Source organism: Rhodococcus sp. ACPA1 (assembly GCF_002300195.1).
Lineage (GTDB): Bacteria > Actinomycetota > Actinomycetes > Mycobacteriales > Mycobacteriaceae > Rhodococcus_F > Rhodococcus_F opacus.
Map to the genome: position 1 here is coordinate 1,027,089 of NZ_NSDX01000001.1, position 16,912 is coordinate 1,044,000.

16 protein-coding genes and 1 riboswitch are annotated in these 16,912 nt (G+C 67.8%); of the genes, 9 read left to right on the top strand and 7 right to left on the bottom strand.

The genetic code is table 11. The annotated features are described in order from the left end of the window. Positions 1-30 precede the first annotated feature (30 nt). Positions 31-975 carry a LysR family transcriptional regulator gene (locus CJ177_RS04450; RefSeq protein WP_005239857.1) on the top strand — a complete coding sequence of 315 codons (945 nt, stop codon included), beginning with the start codon at positions 31-33 and terminating at the stop codon, positions 973-975. On the opposite strand, the gene CJ177_RS04455 is transcribed toward CJ177_RS04450, so the two are convergent. After that, a complete protein-coding gene (locus CJ177_RS04455; RefSeq protein ID WP_025432262.1) occupies positions 956-1,423 on the bottom strand; it encodes a tRNA (cytidine(34)-2'-O)-methyltransferase in 468 nt (155 codons plus the stop codon). The genes CJ177_RS04450 and CJ177_RS04455 overlap by 20 nt on opposite strands. 43 nt (positions 1,424-1,466) lie before the next feature. Between CJ177_RS04455 and CJ177_RS04460 the strand changes: the two genes are divergently transcribed. The 3 genes from CJ177_RS04460 to CJ177_RS04470 are packed head-to-tail and all read left to right on the top strand — an operon-like array spanning position 1,467 to position 3,252. Continuing rightward, positions 1,467-2,072, top strand: a complete 606-nt coding sequence (locus tag CJ177_RS04460; RefSeq protein ID WP_095867333.1) for a pentapeptide repeat-containing protein — start codon at positions 1,467-1,469, stop codon at positions 2,070-2,072. A 33-nt stretch (positions 2,073-2,105) separates the two neighbouring features. Continuing rightward, a complete protein-coding gene (locus CJ177_RS04465) occupies positions 2,106-2,966 on the top strand; it encodes a bifunctional methylenetetrahydrofolate dehydrogenase/methenyltetrahydrofolate cyclohydrolase (RefSeq protein ID WP_005239862.1) in 861 nt (286 codons plus the stop codon). 1 nt (position 2,967) lies between these two features. Further along, the gene (locus tag CJ177_RS04470; protein WP_005239865.1) at positions 2,968-3,252 is read left to right on the top strand and encodes a DUF3017 domain-containing protein; all 285 of its coding nucleotides are present in this window, start codon (positions 2,968-2,970) and stop codon (positions 3,250-3,252) included. 31 nt (positions 3,253-3,283) lie between these two features. Here the strand turns inward: CJ177_RS04470 and CJ177_RS04475 are convergent, their stop codons facing one another. Continuing rightward, positions 3,284-4,408: a homoserine O-acetyltransferase gene (locus tag CJ177_RS04475; RefSeq protein ID WP_095867334.1), complete on the bottom strand. Its 1,125-nt coding sequence runs from the start codon at positions 4,406-4,408 to the stop codon at positions 3,284-3,286. Next, positions 4,405-5,688: a bifunctional o-acetylhomoserine/o-acetylserine sulfhydrylase gene (locus CJ177_RS04480; RefSeq protein ID WP_005239868.1), complete on the bottom strand. Its 1,284-nt coding sequence runs from the start codon at positions 5,686-5,688 to the stop codon at positions 4,405-4,407. Before CJ177_RS04480 ends, CJ177_RS04475 begins: the two co-directional genes overlap by 4 nt. A gap of 117 nt (positions 5,689-5,805) precedes the next feature. Further along, a riboswitch (SAM riboswitch) is annotated at positions 5,806-5,926 on the bottom strand. A 274-nt stretch (positions 5,927-6,200) separates the two neighbouring features. On the opposite strand from CJ177_RS04480, the gene CJ177_RS04485 reads away from it, so the two are divergent. The 5 genes from CJ177_RS04485 (at position 6,201) to yhjD (ending at position 11,807) form a co-directional block, all read left to right on the top strand. After that, positions 6,201-7,424, top strand: coding sequence for an NADP-dependent isocitrate dehydrogenase (locus CJ177_RS04485; protein WP_005560536.1), 1,224 nt, complete (start codon positions 6,201-6,203; stop codon positions 7,422-7,424). A gap of 201 nt (positions 7,425-7,625) precedes the next feature. Continuing rightward, entirely contained in the window at positions 7,626-8,849 is a 1,224-nt protein-coding gene (locus CJ177_RS04490) for an MFS transporter (RefSeq protein WP_095867335.1), read from the top strand. A 35-nt stretch (positions 8,850-8,884) separates the two neighbouring features. After that, positions 8,885-9,691 (top strand): exodeoxyribonuclease III, encoded by an 807-nt coding sequence (locus CJ177_RS04495; RefSeq protein WP_095867336.1) that lies wholly within the window; start codon positions 8,885-8,887, stop codon positions 9,689-9,691. A 53-nt stretch (positions 9,692-9,744) separates the two neighbouring features. Beyond that, complete coding sequence (gene trpS / locus CJ177_RS04500) at positions 9,745-10,779, top strand: tryptophan--tRNA ligase (protein ID WP_005239873.1); 1,035 nt, start codon at positions 9,745-9,747, stop codon at positions 10,777-10,779. Continuing rightward, on the top strand, positions 10,776-11,807 hold the full coding sequence (gene yhjD, locus CJ177_RS04505; RefSeq protein ID WP_095867337.1) for an inner membrane protein YhjD: 1,032 nt from the start codon (positions 10,776-10,778) through the stop codon (positions 11,805-11,807). The genes trpS and yhjD overlap by 4 nt, the downstream gene beginning before the upstream one ends. Positions 11,808-11,822: 15 nt before the next feature. On the opposite strand, the gene CJ177_RS04510 is transcribed toward yhjD, so the two are convergent. The 4 genes from CJ177_RS04510 to sdhA all read right to left on the bottom strand — a co-directional run bounded on the left by CJ177_RS04510 (position 11,823) and on the right by sdhA (position 16,903). After that, entirely contained in the window at positions 11,823-13,103 is a 1,281-nt protein-coding gene (locus CJ177_RS04510; protein ID WP_005239875.1) for a D-alanyl-D-alanine carboxypeptidase family protein, read from the bottom strand. Between the two features lie 118 nt (positions 13,104-13,221). Beyond that, positions 13,222-14,217: a malate dehydrogenase gene (locus CJ177_RS04515; RefSeq protein ID WP_005239876.1), complete on the bottom strand. Its 996-nt coding sequence runs from the start codon at positions 14,215-14,217 to the stop codon at positions 13,222-13,224. Positions 14,218-14,372: 155 nt separating this feature from the next. Continuing rightward, complete coding sequence (locus CJ177_RS04520) at positions 14,373-15,152, bottom strand: succinate dehydrogenase iron-sulfur subunit (RefSeq protein WP_005256985.1); 780 nt, start codon at positions 15,150-15,152, stop codon at positions 14,373-14,375. Then, a complete protein-coding gene (sdhA, locus tag CJ177_RS04525; protein WP_005564176.1) occupies positions 15,152-16,903 on the bottom strand; it encodes a succinate dehydrogenase flavoprotein subunit in 1,752 nt (583 codons plus the stop codon). The genes CJ177_RS04520 and sdhA overlap by 1 nt, the downstream gene beginning before the upstream one ends. Positions 16,904-16,912: the final 9 nt, after the last annotated feature.

A 16,912-nucleotide genomic window follows, 5' to 3' on the forward strand; every position in this document is an offset into this window, starting at 1 on the left:
AAATCGCGTTTGTGGGACTAGCCTTGGGTTGTGCCGCTGTCTCCCCGAGTGCCCGAACTCAGTGCCCTCGACGTCCTGCTGTCCGTCGAGCGGCTCGGAAGCATGGGCGCGGCGGGGCGCGAACACGGGCTCAGCCAGCAGGCCGTCAGCGCCCGGGTGCGTTCGGCCGAGCGGCAGTTCGGTATCAAGGTGTTCAGCCGCGGCGCCAGCGGGGTGCGGCCCACGTCGGAGGGCGCACTCATCCTCGAATGGGCGAGCCACATCCTCGCCACGGCCGAGGAACTGGCGTCGGGAGTCGCGGCGCTGCGCGGCGAGCGGCAGGCCGGGCTGACGGTGGCGGCCAGCATGACGATCGCCGAGTACCTGGTCCCCGGGTGGACGGTCGCGATGCGGCGCAAGTACCCGAACGTGGTCACCAACGTGCGGCTGCTCAACTCGTCCGAGGTGACCGCCCGGGTGCTGTCCGGTGAGGCGGATCTCGGGTTCGTCGAGGGTCCGGACATTCCGGCGGGGCTGCAGGTGCGGGAGATCGGCCGCGACCACCTCGTGGTCGTGGTGCCGCCGGAGCACGAATGGGTCCGACGGTCGCCGATTCCCGTGTCCGAACTCGCCGCGACGCCGATGATCCAGCGGGAGTCCGGTTCCGGAACACGCACCACCCTGGAGAACGCGGTGCCGCAGTGCGTCCCGCCGTTGCTCGAGTTGACGTCGTGCACGGCGGTGAAAGCGGCGGTCGTGGCGGGTAACGCTCCGGCGGTGCTGTCGTCGCTGGCGGTGGCCGCCGACCTGACGGACGGCAGGCTCGCCTCCGTTCAGGTGGAGGGGTTGACGCTTCCGCGGCGGCTCTCCGCCGTCTGGGACCCGGTGCGCGGTGTTCAGGGTGCGGCGCGCGATTTCCTGGACATCGCGCTCGGTGCCGGCGCGGGCGCGGGTGTCGGGGCCGCAGCCGTCGGAGCTACAGCGCGGCCCCGCTGAATCCGTGCTGCCGCCACGCCTCGTACGTGACGAGGGCGGCGGCGTTCGACAGGTTCAGCGATCGCCGGCCGGGCAGCATGGGGATGCGGAGCCGCTCCGTCACGTGGGGATCGGCCAGCACTTCCTCCGACAGTCCGGTGGGTTCGGGACCGAACAGCAGAACGTCGCCGGGTTGGTAGGCGATGTCGGCGTACGACACGGTGGCGTGCGCGGTGAAGGCATACACCCGCGCAGGCTCCAGCGCAGCCCAGGCCGCCTCCAGGTTCTCGTGCACGGTCACCGACGCCAGGTCGTGGTAGTCGAGTCCGGCGCGTTTGAGTTTCGGCTCGGACAGGTCGAATCCGAGTGGACCCACGAGGTGCAGTTCGCACCCGGTGCCTGCCACCATGCGGATGGCGTTGCCGGTGTTGGGTGGGATTCGGGGTTCGTGGAACATCACTCGGAACACCCGCACAGCTTAGGGGCACACCGCGAGACGGCATGATGGACGCATGGATCCGGTAGAAGAGGTGGTGGGTGAGGACTACGGCGACGCACGACTCCCCGCGCAGAACTGGCAGCGGCGGCACTACACGAAATGCAACTTCCGTGACGCCGACCTGAGTGAACTCCGCACCGAGTCGGTGATCTTCACCGACTGCGATTTCACGGGCGCCGACCTCGCCGAGTCGCGTCATGTGGGGACGGCGTTCCGCTCGTGCTCGTTCACCAGAACGACGCTGTGGCACAGCGAGTTCCGTAACTGCAGCTTCCTCGGGTCGGAATTCGACAACTGCCGGCTGCGCCCGATGGTCTTCGACGAGTGTGATTTCACGCTCGCGTCGCTGGGCGGCGCGGACCTGCGCGGACTCGATTTCACGGACTGCCGGTTCCGGGAGGCCAACCTCGTCCGCACGGACGTCCGGCGCGCCGTGCTCCGCTCGGCCGACCTGTTCGGCGCCCGCACCGGCGGCGCGAAATTCGACGGCGCGGACCTGCGCGGCGCCCGCATCGACGCGAACTTGTGGACGGCGGTCTCGCTGGACAAGGCGCAGATCGAACTCACCCAGGCCATCGCGTACGCGACGGCCAACGGGCTCGTGGTGGAACCGACCTGACGCGCGTATGGCGAACCTGAGAGAATGGGGCACGTGACTGCAACGATCCTCGATGGCAAGGCGACCCGCGACGAGATTTTCGAAGACCTGAAGGTGCGGGTGAGCGCCCTGAAGGACAAGGGCATCACGCCCGGTCTCGGCACCGTTCTGGTGGGCGACGACCCGGGGTCGGCCGCCTACGTGCGCGGGAAGCACAACGACTGCGCGAAGGTCGGGATCACCTCGATCCGCCGCGACCTGCCCGGCGACATCACGCAGGAGAAGCTCGACGCCACCATCGACGAGCTCAACGCCAACCCGGACTGCACCGGCTACATCGTGCAGCTCCCGCTGCCGAAGCAGCTCGACGAGAACGCCGCCCTCGAGCGCATCGACCCCGACAAGGACGCCGACGGCCTGCACCCGGTCAACCTGGGCCGGCTGGTGCTGGGCAAGGAAGCGCCGCTGCCGTGCACGCCGCGCGGAATCCTGCACCTGCTGCGCCGGTACGAGGTGCCGATCGAGGGTGCACACGTCGTCGTCGTCGGTCGCGGTGTCACCGTGGGTCGCCCGATCGGTCTGCTGTTCACCCGGCGCAGCGAGAACGCCACCGTCACCCTCTGCCACACCCGTACGCGGGACCTCGGAGCGGAGGTCCGCCGCGCCGACATCGTGATCGCGGCTGCGGGTGTTCCCGGTCTGGTCACGGCCGACATGGTCAAGCCCGGTGCCGCGGTGCTCGACGTGGGTGTGAGCCGCACCGAGGACGGACTGCGCGGCGACGTGGCGGCGGACGTCGCCGAGGTCGCCGGCTTCCTGTCCCCGAACCCCGGTGGCGTCGGGCCGCTCACCCGTGCGTTCCTGCTGACCAACGTCGTGGAGCGGGCCGAGCGTGTCGCAGCGTCTCTCGGCTGACATGGCCGACTGGGGGCAGTTCGCGAAGAAGAATCTGCCGATGCTCGCAGTCCTCGTCGTCATCGTCGTGGCCGTCGTGTTCGTGCTTGCGGATCGGTGGCGACGAGGCGCGTTCGTGTTCGGTGTAGCCACGCTGCTCGCGGCGGTCTTCCGGTTGATGATGCCGTCGGAGCGCGTCGGACTGCTCGCGGTGCGGAGCAAGCCTTTCGACGTGGGCGCGCTCGTGGCCGTCGGGGGCGCGATCGTGTGGCTGGCCGTGTCGATCGACCCGCTCGGAACCGACTAGCGGTCCGAGCGGGCGTCGTCCGGCGCCGGTGTCAGCGTCCGGCGCGTGCCAGTTGCATCGTCTCGGAGAGCAGTTTCGCGACGGCGGCGGCCTCGGTGAGGAACCCGTCGTGGCCGTCCCGCGAGTTGAGCACCCGCAGACCGTCGCAGGTGGGGATGTCGTCGGCCAGATCCTCCTGCAGGCGGATCGGGTACAGACGGTCGGAGTCGACGCCGCCCACGATGACGGGGGCGGTGATCGTCCCCAGTGCCGCGGCGATGCCACCGCGACCGCGGCCCACGTCGTGCCGGTTCATGGCCTCGGACAGCAGCACGTACGTGCTCGGGTCGAACCTGCCGACCAGCTTGTCGGCCTGGTGCTGGAGGTAGCTCTCGACGGAGTACCGTCCGCCGCGCCACGGGTCCTCGCCGTCCTGCGGCGAGTTCGCGAACCGGGAGTCGAGTTCGCTCTCGGTGCGGTACGTCAGGTGCGCGATCCGGCGGGCGATGCGCAGACCGGCCCGGGGGATCCGGCCGGTGCCGTGATAGTCGCCGCCCTGCCAGTCGGGGTCGCTGGTGATGGCCGCGATCTGGGTGGTCTGCGTGCCGATCTGGTCGGCGGTCGCGCGGGCCCCGACCGCGAGTACGAGCGCCGCCGCCACCTGGTCCGGGTACGTGACGGCCCACTCGAGCGCGCGCATTCCGCCCATCGAACCACCGACGACGGACGCCACCTTGTCGATGCCCAGCAGGTCGGTGAACTTCTTCTCGGCCGCGATCTGGTCGCGGATGGAGATCTCCGGGAAGCGGCTGCCCCACGGGCGCCCGTCCTCGGCGATCGAACCGGGACCGGTGGTGCCGCGGCAGCCACCGAGGACGTTGGTCGCGACGACGCACCACTCGTCGGTGTCGATCGGCGCACCCGGACCGACCATTCCGGTCCACCATCCGGGGGAGGGGTGCTCGTCGGTGACGGGTCCGGTGACGTGGGAGTCACCGGTGAGGGCGTGCTCGACGAGCACGACGTTGTCCCGGTTGGGGGACAGCTCACCCCATCGCTGCACGGCAAGGGACACCGACGGGATCACTGTTCCGCTCTCGAGCTCGAGCGATCCGATGTCGATGGTGCCGAGACGTCCGTCCGCCACGGGCAGGTTCTGTACAGCGCTCACGGTCAAGATGCCGCCGCCGTAAGTCCGGTCTCGATATCGGCGATGATGTCGTCGATCCCTTCGATGCCGACAGCCAGGCGGACCAGTCCGGGGGTGACGCCGCTGGCGGCCTGCTCCTCGGGGGTCAACTGGGAGTGTGTGGTGGACGCCGGGTGGATCACCAGCGAGCGCACGTCGCCGATGTTCGCGACGTGGCTGTGGAGGGTGAGCGCGTTGACGAACTTCTTGCCCGCGTCGATGCCGCCGGCCAGTTCGAACGTCACGATGGCGCCCGCACCCCTCGGCGCGATCTGCTTGGCCCGGTCGTGCCAGGGCGACGACGGGAGCCCGGCGTATCCGACGGACACGACATCCGGTCGCGCCTCCAGGTACTGCGCGACGGCGGTCGCGTTGGACACGTGTCGTTCCATGCGAAGGCTCAGCGTCTCGAGGCCCTGCGCGATGAGGAACGCGTTGAACGGGGAGATCGCCGAACCGAGGTCGCGAAGCAGCTGCACGCGAGCCTTGAGCGCGAACGCAGGCGGTCCGAGTTCGGAGTAGACGACGCCGTGGTAGCTCGGGTCCGGCGTGGTGAAGCCCGGGTGGCGGCCCTGGGTCCAGTCGAACGTGCCGCCGTCGACGATGACGCCGGCGATCGCCGTGCCGTGACCGCCGAGGTACTTGGTGGCCGAGTGCACCACGATGTCCGCGCCGTGCTCGAGGGGGCGGATCAGGTAGGGAGTGGCCACTGTGTTGTCGACGATCAGCGGGAGTCCGTGCTGGTGCGCGATCCCGGAGATGCCGGGCAGGTCGAGGACGTCGTTGCGGGGATTGGAGATGGTCTCGCCGTAGAACGCCTTCGTGTTGTCCCGGACCGCATCCTTCCACTGCTCGAGGTCGTCGGGGTCCTCGACGAACGAGACCTCGATGCCGAGCTTGGGCAGCGTGTAGTGGAAGAGGTTGTACGTGCCGCCGTACAGCCGCGGGCTGGAGACGATGTGGTCGCCTGCCTCCGCGAGGTTCAGGATCGCAAAGGTTTCCGCGGCCTGTCCGGAGGACAGCAGCAGGGCGGCGACGCCGCCTTCGAGGGCGGCGATGCGCTGCTCGACCGCGTCCTGCGTGGGGTTCATGATGCGGGTGTAGATGTTGCCCGGCTCGGCCAGACCGAACAGCGCGGCAGCGTGATCGGTGCTGTCGAACGTGTACGAGGTGGTCTGGTAGATCGGCAGCGCCCGCGCCTTGGTGGTCGCGTCGGACGTCTGCCCGGCGTGGATCTGCTTGGTCTCGAACGACCAGTTCTCGGTCATGTGCTGTCTACTCCAGTGGTCTGACGAGGCGCGGACGGAGTGCTGGTTCGTTCGCGCGCAGGGCTTGTCTGGGGGCTATCTACGACAACAACAACACATCATGAACCTCCGATGTCGGACCCGCGCTTGTCACCCGACTGTTGTATGAATCAGGGAACCAGGTCATCACCCGGGGCACCCCACCGCGGTGGAGGGTTGCCGGCCAGCTAGCCGGGGCTCGTTGCTGGCACTCATGACCTGGAGTGAATCTTAGCGGCTGAGGTGGAACGACCGGAAACGGCACCGATCAGGGCCGCTAGCAGGGAAAAGTTACCCGCGAGTAGGGGTGGGTTGCGAGCCCCACATGTTGCGGGCCACGCGCATAGCAGTACGCTTGTCTTGTTTAGGTGCGGTCTCCCCGGGGGCCGCCTCGACCGTCTACGTTTGATAAGCGAACCGTTCGCGGACCCACTCACAAAGTGCGCCCGCAACCGTGTAACCAGGGAAACTTCCTAGGAGGACGCGAAGCACCCATGTCCAAAATCAAGGTTGAGGGCACCGTCGTCGAACTCGACGGCGACGAGATGACACGCATTATCTGGCAGTTCATCAAAGACAAACTGATCCATCCTTACCTCGATGTGAACCTCGAGTACTACGACCTCGGCATCGAGTACCGGGACGAGACCGACGACCAGGTGACCGTCGACGCGGCCAACGCCATCAAGAAGCACGGCGTCGGCGTCAAGTGCGCGACCATCACCCCGGACGAGGCGCGCGTCGAGGAGTTCGGCCTCAAGAAGATGTGGCGGTCGCCCAACGGCACCATCCGCAACATCCTCGGTGGGACGATCTTCCGCGCGCCGATCATCATCTCCAACGTTCCGCGACTGGTTCCGGGCTGGACCAAGCCGATCATCATCGGCCGTCACGCCTTCGGTGACCAGTACCGCGCCACCGACTTCAAGGTCCCCGGCCCCGGCAAGGTGATGATCACCTACACGCCCGAGGACGGCAGCGAGCCGATCGAGCACGAGCTGGTGAACTTCCCCGAGGGCGGCGGCGTCGTCCAGGGTCAGTACAACTTCACCAAGTCCATCGAGGACTTCGCGCGCGCCTCGCTCAACTACGGCCTGCAGCAGAACTACCCGGTGTACCTGTCGACCAAGAACACCATCCTCAAGGCGTACGACGGCGCATTCAAGGACATCTTCCAGCACGTCTACGAGACCGAGTTCAAGCCGGAGTTCGACGCGGCCGGACTCACCTACGAGCACCGCCTCATCGACGACATGGTCGCGTCGGCGCTCAAGTGGGAGGGCGGCTACGTCTGGGCCTGCAAGAACTACGACGGCGACGTCCAGTCCGACACCGTCGCGCAGGGCTTCGGATCGCTCGGCCTCATGACTTCCGTGCTGCTGACCCCGGACGGAAAGACGTGTGAGGCCGAGGCCGCGCACGGCACCGTGACGCGTCACTTCCGTCAGCACCAGCAGGGCAAGCCGACGTCCACCAACCCCATCGCGTCGATCTTCGCGTGGACCCGTGGACTCGAGCACCGCGGCAAGCTGGACAACACCCCCGACGTCATCGGCTTCGCCCAGAAGCTCGAAGACGTGGTCATCAAGACCGTCGAGGGTGGCCAGATGACGAAGGACCTCGCGATGCTGGTCGGCGGCGACCAGGGCTACCTGACCACCGAGGAGTTCCTCGGTGCGCTGGACATCAACCTCCAGAAGGCCATCGCCGAGCAGTAGGCACCGAGCCGCAGCGCTACGAACGGGACGTCCCCTCACGGGGGCGTCCCGTTCGCCGTCTCCGGGGCCCGGGTGAGTCATCTCACGGTCGCTCGAGGCGCGAAAGGCGGAATCCGGGGAAGAGAATTTCGATGTGGGTCGTTGCGCAACGAGGCGCCGTGCGCCGCGTAGCCGTATCTCTGCCTAGTCGAAAGTTATTCTGTGAGCACTTCCACCCCCGTCCGCCCCGAGCACCTCGGTGTCATCGCGCAACATCCGTCCGTCCGCAAGCTCGCCATGATCGCGCTCGCGCTCGGTGGCTTCGGGATCGGGACCACCGAGTTCGTGGCGATGGGACTGCTGCCCGAGATGGCGTCGAGTCTGGGGATCACCGAGCCGACGGCCGGGCACGTCATCTCGGCGTACGCGCTGGGTGTGGTCGTGGGCGCGCCCCTCATCGCGGCACTGACCGCGCGGGTGCCCCGCAAGACGCTGCTGATCGCGTTGATGGCGGCGTTCACGATCGGTAACGCCGCCACCGTGTTCGCGCCGAACTACGGCGTGCTGATGGCCGCGCGGTTCGTGGCGGGCCTCCCGCACGGCGCCTACTTCGGTGTCGCGGCCCTCGTGGCGGCGCACCTCGCGGACCGCGGCCAGCGGGCCAGGGCGGTCGCTCTCGTCATGATGGGGCTGTCGGTGGCCAACGTCGTCGGCGTTCCGGTCGCCTCGTGGCTGGGCCAGACGCTCGGCTGGCGCAGCGCCTTCGCGCTCGTGGCGGTGATCGGTGTGGTGACACTGGGCGCGATCTGGTCGTGGGTGCCCGCGCTCGCCGCCATGCGGATGTCGAATCCCCTCACCGAACTCGGTGCCCTGCGCCGCGCGCAGGTGTGGATGACGCTGATCATCGGCATGGTCGGATTCGGTGGCATGTTCGCCGTCTACACGTACATCAGCACGACGCTCACCGACGTCGCCGGGCTGTCGCGGTCGCTGGTGCCGCTGGCCCTGATGATCTACGGCCTGGGAATGGTCGCGGGCAATCTGATCGGCGGCCGGCTCGCCGACCGGGCGCTGATTCCCGGTCTGTTCGTATCGATGACGGCACTCGGGGTGTTGCTCGGCATCTTCGTGATCGCCTCCCACAACCCGTACACGGCGCTGCTGCTGGTGTTCTTCGTCGGTGCGGCGGGTGCGTCGATGGTGCCCGGACTGCAGACCCGGCTGATGGACGTCGCCGCCGACGCCCAGACCCTCGCCGCCTCGCTCAACCACGCGGCCCTCAACATCGCGAACGCGTTCGGGGCGTGGATCGGTGGTGTCGTGATCGCCGCCGGCTACGGCTACACCGCGCCCGCCGCGGTCGGTGCGCTGCTCGCCGTGGCGGGACTCGTTGTCCTCACCGTGGCGGTCGCGATGGAACGCCGCAGCGCCCGTTCGTCTCGGTAGCCGCGCTGTCGTACGCGTCCGCTACGGTGCTTGCCGTGCCACACATCATCACCACCGTCAATGTCAACGGCGTGCGCGCCGCCGCCCGCAAGGGGCTCACCGAGTGGATCGAGCGCACGGAGGCCGACGTCGTCTGCCTGCAGGAGACGCGGGCGTCCGACGAGCAGCTGGCCGAGACGCTCGCACCCGCCCTGGAGGGCGGATGGAACCTGGTGTCCGCGGAGCCGTCGTCGAAGGGGCGCAACGGCGTCGCGATCCTGTCCCGGAAACCTGCCGACGCCTTCCGCGTCGGCCACGGTGACGACGAGTTCGCGACCGCGGGCCGCTACCTCGAGGCCGACTTCGACGACCTGACCGTCGCGAGCCTCTACCTGCCCTCCGGGGAGGCCCAGACACCCCGGCAGGAGGAGAAGGAGCGGTTCATGGACTCCTTCGCCCGGTACCTCACCGACACCGCAGCGGCCGCCGTCACGGCGGGCCGGCACGTCGTGGTCTGCGGCGACTGGAACATTGCCCACACCGAACTCGACCTGAAGAACTGGAAGACCAACAAGAAGAACTCCGGATTTCTCCCGAACGAGCGGGAGTGGCTCGGGGCCCTGTTCGCCGAAGGCGCGTACTGGACCGACGTGGTCCGGCAGCTGAATCCCGACGTCGCCGGACCGTACTCGTGGTGGTCGTACCGCGGGAAGGCGTTCGACAACGACTCCGGCTGGCGCATCGACTACCAGATCGCCACCCGGGAACTGGCGGAGCGGGCCAAGCAGGCCGTCGTCGAGCGCGCCGAAACCTACGACCAGCGGTGGTCCGACCACGCGCCGGTCACCGTCCAGTACCGGTGACGGCCGGTATCTGATTCGTGTCGTCACGGGCGCACGTGAAAAGATCAGTACTCATGTCGACCCCTGCAGCTCAGAAGCCCACCGTGAAACCGCGGGTGCTCTCCGGCATCCAGCCCACCGCCGACTCGTTCCACCTCGGCAACCTCCTGGGTGCCCTGCAACAGTGGGTGCCTCTGCAGGACGACTTCGACGCGTTCTACTTCATCCCGGACCTGCACGCGATCACGGTGGCGCAGGACCCGAAGGAGCTGCGCCGTCGTACGAAGATCGCGGCGGCGCAGCTGCTGGCGCTCGGAATCGACCCCGACCGTGCCACGCTGTTCGTGCAGAGCCAGGTGCCCGAGCACGCGCAGCTGGCGTGGGTCCTCAACTGCATCACCGGTTTCGGTGAAGCGAGCCGGATGACGCAATTCAAGGACAAGTCGGCGAAACAAGGCAGTGAGAACGCGAGCGTCGGCCTGTTCACGTATCCGGTGCTGATGGCTGCCGACATCCTGCTCTACCGCCCGCAGCGGGTCCCCGTCGGCGAGGACCAGCGTCAGCATCTCGAACTGGCCCGTGACCTCGCTCAGCGGTTCAACACCCGGTTCGGGAAGGCGTTCGTGATTCCCGAGGCCCAGATCATCAAGGGCACCGCCAAGATCTACGACCTGCAGGATCCGACGTCGAAGATGAGCAAGTCCGGGCCGAGCCCCGCCGGCCTGATCAACCTCCTCGACGACCCGAAGGTGTCGGCGAAGAAGATCAAGTCCGCGGTCACCGACAACGAGCGGGAGATCCGCTACGACCCGCAGGCCAAGCCCGGTGTGAGCAACCTGCTCACCATCCAGTCCGCACTGTCCGGGACTCCGGTCGAGACGTTGGTGGCCGGGTACGAGGGCAAGGGGTACGGCGACCTGAAAACCGATACGGCCGATGTCCTCGCCGAGTTCGTGACACCGTTGAAAGCGAAGGTGGAGGGGTACCTCGCGGACGAGGCAGAACTCGATCGGATCATCGCCGCCGGTGCTCACCGCGCCCGTGAGGTGTCGTCGCAGACTCTGGCGGCCGTGTACGAGAAGGTTGGGTTTCTGACACCGAAGGGATGAGCACTGTGGCTGACGAACCGAGTTTTCTCGACAAGCAGCGGCCAGCGCGCCCCTGGTTCGACCATCTGATGCGGGCCGCACAGCGGTACCAGCAGCAGAAGGGCGACTATTACGCGGCGGGGATCACGTATTTCAGTGTGCTCGCACTGATTCCGATCCTGATGGTCGCGTTCGCCATCGCCGGTTTCGTCCTCGCCGGTCAGCCGGAATTGCTGCAGGAACTGCAGGACAGCATCACCAAGAACGTTCCCGGAAGTCTGGGTGACACGCTCAACACGGTCATCGATTCGGCGATCGCGTCCCGTGCCAGCGTGGGTGTTCTCGGTCTGCTCGGTGCCGCCTACGCGGGACTCGGGTGGATGGCGAACCTGCGCGACGCGCTGACGGCGATGTGGGAGAGCCAGCGTGAGTCGAAGGGATTCGTCCGGACCAAGCTGGGCGACGCGGCCGCGCTGCTCGGGCTGGGTCTGGCGATGGTGGTCTCTCTCGGATCCTCTGCGCTGAGCAGCGGTCCGGTGGCTCGAACGGTCGTCGAGGTGCTCAACCTCGACGACGTGACCGGGATCGACGCCGGGTTGCGAGCGCTGTCGACCGTGGTGACGCTGGTCGCGACGTGGGCGGTGTTCGCCTGGGTGATCGCCCGACTGCCGCGAGAGCCCGTGACATTCCGCAGTGCGCTCAAGGCGGCACTGCTCGCGGCCGTGGTGTTCGAGATCTTCAAGCAGGTCGGTGCCATCTACCTCTCGGCCGTCACTGCAGGTCCCGCCGGTGTGGCGTTCGGTCCGATCATCGGTCTGCTCGTATTCATCTACCTGACGTGCCGGATGTTGCTCTTCTCGACGGCGTGGGCCGCGACCACCCGCGCCAGCCTCGCGCTCGCCTATGTGCCGCCGCCGGATCCGGCCGTCATCAACCCCCGGATCGAGGTGCACGAGGGGCCGGGCGTGCGTGGGGGACTCGCCCTGGTGGGTGTGGGCGCCGTCGCGGCGCTCGGGTTGTCCGGACTGCTGACCCGCAACAAACGCTGAGACGGCCGCTGCCCGTCAGCGCCTGCGGGACAGCCGGCGTGCGCAGAGCACCAGCACCAGGACGACGGCCGCCCCGACGATCCCCACACCCGCCCGCAGGGCCAGCGTGTTGTCGGGGTGGTCGGAACCCGACGCGACGACGGAACTCGTCGCAGCGGCCGAATCCTGTTGCGGCGGTGCGGCAAGCACCGCCGCAGCGCCCTCGTCGGCCGGATACAGGTCCTCGAGTGACCCCACCTGGGCGTCGCGGTCGAGGGCGAAACCGTAGTCCAGCAGTCGAGCCGCCTGTTCCCACGGCCGGATCGGCTGGGCCTCGGCGCCCATCAACGTCACCATCAGGCGGCGACCGTCGTGATCGGCGCCGCCGACGTACGTGTGGCGGGCGTCGTCGGTGAATCCGGTCTTGCCGCCCAGCGCGCCGTCGTAGTTGTAGAGCAGCTGATTGTCGTTGGCCAGTGCGAACGGGGGCCGGTCCTGATCGTCCGGGATCGCCGGGTCCTTCGGGAAGCCCGGGAACTGCACCGTCTCGGTCGAGATCAGCTCCGCGAACGTCGGGTTCTTCATCGCGGTGTGGAAGATGAGCGCGAGGTCGAACGGCGAGCTGCTCATGCCGGGGCCGTCGAGCCCCGACGGCGTCGCGGTCCGCGTGTCGTGCGCGCCGAGGGTGTCGGCGAGGTGGTTCATCTTGTCGACCGTGGCGGCGTCGCCGCCGAGTTGCCGGGCGAGGAGGTGGGCGGCGTCGTTCCCCGACGCCATCACCAGGCCCTGCATCAGCTGCCGGTTCGTGTACTGACCGTTCTTGCCGATCCCGACCGCGCTGCCCTCCACCGCAGCGTCCTCGGCGGTGGCGGTCACGGTCTTGTCGAGATCCAGTTCGCCCAGCGCCACGAGAGCCAGCAGCATCTTGATGGTGCTCGCCGGCCGGTACCGGCCGTGCGGGTCCTTCGCCGCAAGCACGTCGCCGGTGTCGATGTCCGCGACCACCCAGCCGGACGCCGCGATGTCGGCGGGCACCGCGGGCGCATCGTCGGGAAGGATCACCCCGCACTCGGCCAGCTTCGACCCGCCCACCGGCTCGTCGGGCACCGACACGGCGCTCGGGGTCGGATCACCCGGCTGGGGTACCTCGGACAGGTCGATCGCAGGCGCGGGGGCCGACCTGTTGGGGCAGTTGTCGGTGTTCGGGGTAGTGAACGGTGTGGCGGTGGGGGAGGAGGGCACTGCAGGCGGAATCGCCCCGGCAGCACTCACCGAGAGTCCGGCCAGCAGGGTTCCGGACACGACCGCGGTACACACTCGACGCCACATCATCGAAGAGGCAGCGTATGCGACGACCGGCCGACTTCCGAAAACGGACACGTGTCGACACGATTTCGTGACGTCCGCGCGACCGTTCCGGGAGACGGACGCCGGATCAGATGAAACCCATACCCCGGACGGCGTCGCGCTCGGATTCGAGTTCCGCGACCGACGCGTCGATCCGCTTCCGCGAGAAATCGTCGATCTCCAGCCCGTCCACGATCTGCCACGACCCGCCGACCGAGCGAACCGGGAACGAGCTCACCAGTCCCTCCGGCACGCCGTACGCGCCGGTGGAGGGCAGCGCCACGGACGTCCAGTCGTCCTCGGGGGTGCCGAGCACCCAGTCGTGCACGTGGTCGATCGCGGCGTTGGCGGCGGAGGCCGCGGAGGATGCGCCGCGAGCCTCGATGATCGCGCTGCCACGGTTCGCGACCGTGGGAATGAAGTCGCCGGTGAGCCATTCGCGGTCGGCGGCGAACTCGGCACCGGACCGGTCGCCGACCCTCGCATGGAAGATGTCGGGGTACTGGCTGCTCGAGTGGTTGCCCCAGATCGCGACGCGGCTGATGTCCTTCACCGCGGCGCCGGAGTGCCGTGCCAGCTGGGCGATCGCGCGGTTGTGGTCGAGCCGGGTCAGCGCCGTGAATCGCTCGGCAGGGATGTCGGGGGCGTTGTTCGCGGCGACCAGCGCGTTGGTGTTGGCCGGGTTGCCCACGACCAGCACCCGGACTCCGTCCGCGGCAACCTGGTTGATCGCCCGGCCCTGCACGGTGAAGATCTGCCCGTTCGCGGCCAGCAGGTCGCCACGCTCCATACCCTTGGACCGGGGACGTGACCCGATGAGGAGCGCCACGTCGGTGCCGTCGAAGCCCCGCTTCGGGTCGTCGTGGACCTCGATGTCGCGGAGCAGGGGGAAGGCGCTGTCGTCGAGCTCCATCGCGGTACCTTCGGCGGCGGACACGGCGGACGGAATCTCCAAGAGCCGCAGCCGAATCGGGGTGTCGGGGCCGAGCATCTCGCCTGCGGCGATCCGGAACAGCGCCGCGTAGCCGATGCTGCCTGCCGCTCCGGTGACCGTGACCACTGCGGGACTGGGCGACTGCGCCATGGGTGAACCTCGCTGTCCGTCGGGAGCATCTGTTCTCGACACTAGCGCGGAGATTTCACCGCGGGACCGCTCGGACAGTGAGGTTGGACACGACGCAGGGCGCCCCCGGCCGGTGTGGTCGGGGGCGCCCTGGAACGTGCTCGGCAGACCTGGGGTCAGCGTGCGAAGAGCAGCGCGCGCTTGACTTCCTGAATCGCCTTCGTCACCTGGATGCCACGGGGGCACGCGTCGGTGCAGTTGAACGTGGTCCGGCAACGCCAGACACCGTCCTTGTCGTTGAGGATGTCGAGACGCTCCGACGCACCCTCGTCACGGCTGTCGAAGATGAACCGGTGAGCGTTGACGATGGCGGCGGGACCGAAGTAGCTGCCGTCGCTCCAGTACACCGGGCACGACGTGGTGCAGCAGGCGCACAGGATGCACTTGGTGGTGTCGTCGAAACGTGCCCGGTCGTGCTGCGACTGGATGCGCTCACGGGTGGGCTCGTTGCCGGTGGTGATGAGGAACGGCTTCACGGCGCGGAACGCGTCGAAGAAGGGCTCCATGTCGACGACGAGGTCCTTCTCCACCGGCAGGCCCTTGATGGGCTCGACGGTGATCGTGACCGGCTTGCCGTCCTTGGGCAGCATGTCCTTCATGAGGAGCTTGCAGGCCAGACGGTTGACGCCGTTGATCCGCATCGCGTCCGAACCGCACACGCCGTGGGCGCAACTGCGGCGGAACGTCAGGGTGCCGTCGAGGTAGCCCTTCACGTACAGGAGCAGGTTCAGCATGCGGTCCGTCGGCAGAGCCGGAACCTGGAAGCTGTCCCAGTGCTGGCCCTCGCCGGACTCCGGGTTCATCCGCGCGATCTTGAGGGTGACCATGACGGCGCCCTCGGGCACGGGAGGGAGATCCGACTTGTTCTCGCTCTTGTCGACTGCAGGTGCGCTCATCAGTACTTACGCTCCATCGGCTCGTAGCGGGTCTGGACTACCGGCTTGTAGTCGAGACGGATGTCGGAGAGCAGGCCGTCGCCCTCCTTGTATGCCATCGTGTGCTTCATGTACTCGGCGTCGTTGCGGTCCGGGTAGTCCTCGCGGGCGTGGCCGCCGCGCGATTCCTTGCGGTTCAGCGCGCCGACGACGGTGACCTCCGCCATTTCGAGGAGGAAGCCGAGCTCGACGGCCTCGAGCAGGTCGCTGTTGTAGCGCTTGCCCTTGTCCTGCACCGTGATGTGGTTGTAGCGCTCCTTGAGGGCGCGCACGTCCTCGAGGGCCTGGGTGAGGCGCTCTTCGGTACGGAACACCGAGGCGTTGTTGTCCATGGACTGCTGCAGCTCGCTGCGGATGTCCGCGACACGCTCGTGACCGTGGTCCGACAGGATGGTGGCCATCCAGTCGTCGACCATCTTCTCGGGCGCCTCGGGCATGTCGACGAACTCGCTGTTGTTGGCGTGCTCGGCGGCGGCGATGCCGGCGCGGCGTCCGAAGACGTTGATGTCGAGCAGCGAGTTGGTGCCGAGACGGTTCGCGCCGTGGACGGAGACGCAGGCGCACTCGCCGGCGGCGTACAGGCCCTGGACGATCTCGTCGTTGTTGCGCAGGACCTCACCGTTGATCCGGGTGGGGATGCCGCCCATGACGTAGTGGCAGGTGGGGTACACCGGCACCGGTTCCTTCACCGGGTCCACACCGAGGTAGGTGCGGGAGAACTCCATGATGTCGGGGAGCTTCTCGTCGAGGACTTCCTCGGGGATGTGGGTCACGTCGATGTAGACGTAGTCCTTGTTCGGTCCCGCGCCGCGTCCCTCGAGGACCTCGAGGACCATCGACCGCGCGACGATGTCACGGGGGGCGAGGTCCTTGATGGTGGGGGCGTAGCGCTCCATGAACCGTTCGCCGTCGGCGTTACGGAGGATGCCGCCCTCACCGCGCACGGCCTCGGAGATGAGGATGCCGAGTCCGGCCAGGCCTGTGGGATGGAACTGGTGGAATTCCATGTCCTCCAGCGGAAGGCCCTTGCGGAAGATGATGCCCATGCCGTCACCGGTGAGGGTGTGCGCGTTGGACGTCGTCTTGTACATGCGTCCCGAGCCGCCGGTGGCGAACACGATGGACTTCGCGTGGAAGACGTGGATCTCGCCGGTGGCCAGCTCGTAGGCGATGACGCCGGTGGCGACCGGGCCGTTCTCCGTCTCGGTGATCGCGATGTCGAGGGCGTAGAACTCGTTGAAGAACTCGACGTCGTGCTTGACGCAGTTCTGGTAGAGCGTCTGCAGGATCATGTGACCGGTGCGGTCCGCGGCATAACATGCGCGGCGCACGGGGGCCTTACCGTGATCGCGGGTGTGACCACCGAAACGACGCTGGTCGATCTTGCCCTCGGGCGTGCGGTTGAACGGCAGACCCATCTTCTCGAGGTCGAGCACCGCGTCGATGGCCTCCTTGGCCATGATCTCGACGGCGTCCTGGTCGGCGAGGTAGTCGCCGCCCTTGACCGTGTCGAAGGTGTGCCACTCCCAGTTGTCTTCCTCCACGTTCGCCAGCGCGGCGCACATGCCGCCCTGGGCCGCGCCGGTGTGGCTGCGGGTGGGGTAGAGCTTGGTCAGTACCGCGGTGCGGGCGCGGGGACCGGCCTCGATCGCTGCGCGCATGCCGGCGCCGCCGGCGCCGACGATGACCACGTCATAACGGTGTTCCTGCATGAAGTCTGT

What these genes read in the sequence shown, in the direction of transcription:
- CJ177_RS04460 (WP_095867333.1), top strand. Translation starts at nt 1,467, where the DNA reads ATGGATCCGGTAGAAGAGGTGGTGGGTGAGGACTACGGCGACGCACGA.
- CJ177_RS04470 (WP_005239865.1), top strand. Translation starts at nt 2,968, where the DNA reads ATGGCCGACTGGGGGCAGTTCGCGAAGAAGAATCTGCCGATGCTCGCA.
- CJ177_RS04480 (WP_005239868.1), bottom strand. Translation starts at nt 5,688, where the DNA reads ATGACCGAGAACTGGTCGTTCGAGACCAAGCAGATCCACGCCGGGCAG.
- sdhA (WP_005564176.1), bottom strand. Translation starts at nt 16,903, where the DNA reads ATGCAGGAACACCGTTATGACGTGGTCATCGTCGGCGCCGGCGGCGCC.
- trpS (WP_005239873.1), top strand. Translation starts at nt 9,745, where the DNA reads ATGTCGACCCCTGCAGCTCAGAAGCCCACCGTGAAACCGCGGGTGCTC.
- CJ177_RS04520 (WP_005256985.1), bottom strand. Translation starts at nt 15,152, where the DNA reads ATGAGCGCACCTGCAGTCGACAAGAGCGAGAACAAGTCGGATCTCCCT.
- CJ177_RS04515 (WP_005239876.1), bottom strand. Translation starts at nt 14,217, where the DNA reads ATGGCGCAGTCGCCCAGTCCCGCAGTGGTCACGGTCACCGGAGCGGCA.
- yhjD (WP_095867337.1), top strand. Translation starts at nt 10,776, where the DNA reads ATGAGCACTGTGGCTGACGAACCGAGTTTTCTCGACAAGCAGCGGCCA.
- CJ177_RS04485 (WP_005560536.1), top strand. Translation starts at nt 6,201, where the DNA reads ATGTCCAAAATCAAGGTTGAGGGCACCGTCGTCGAACTCGACGGCGAC.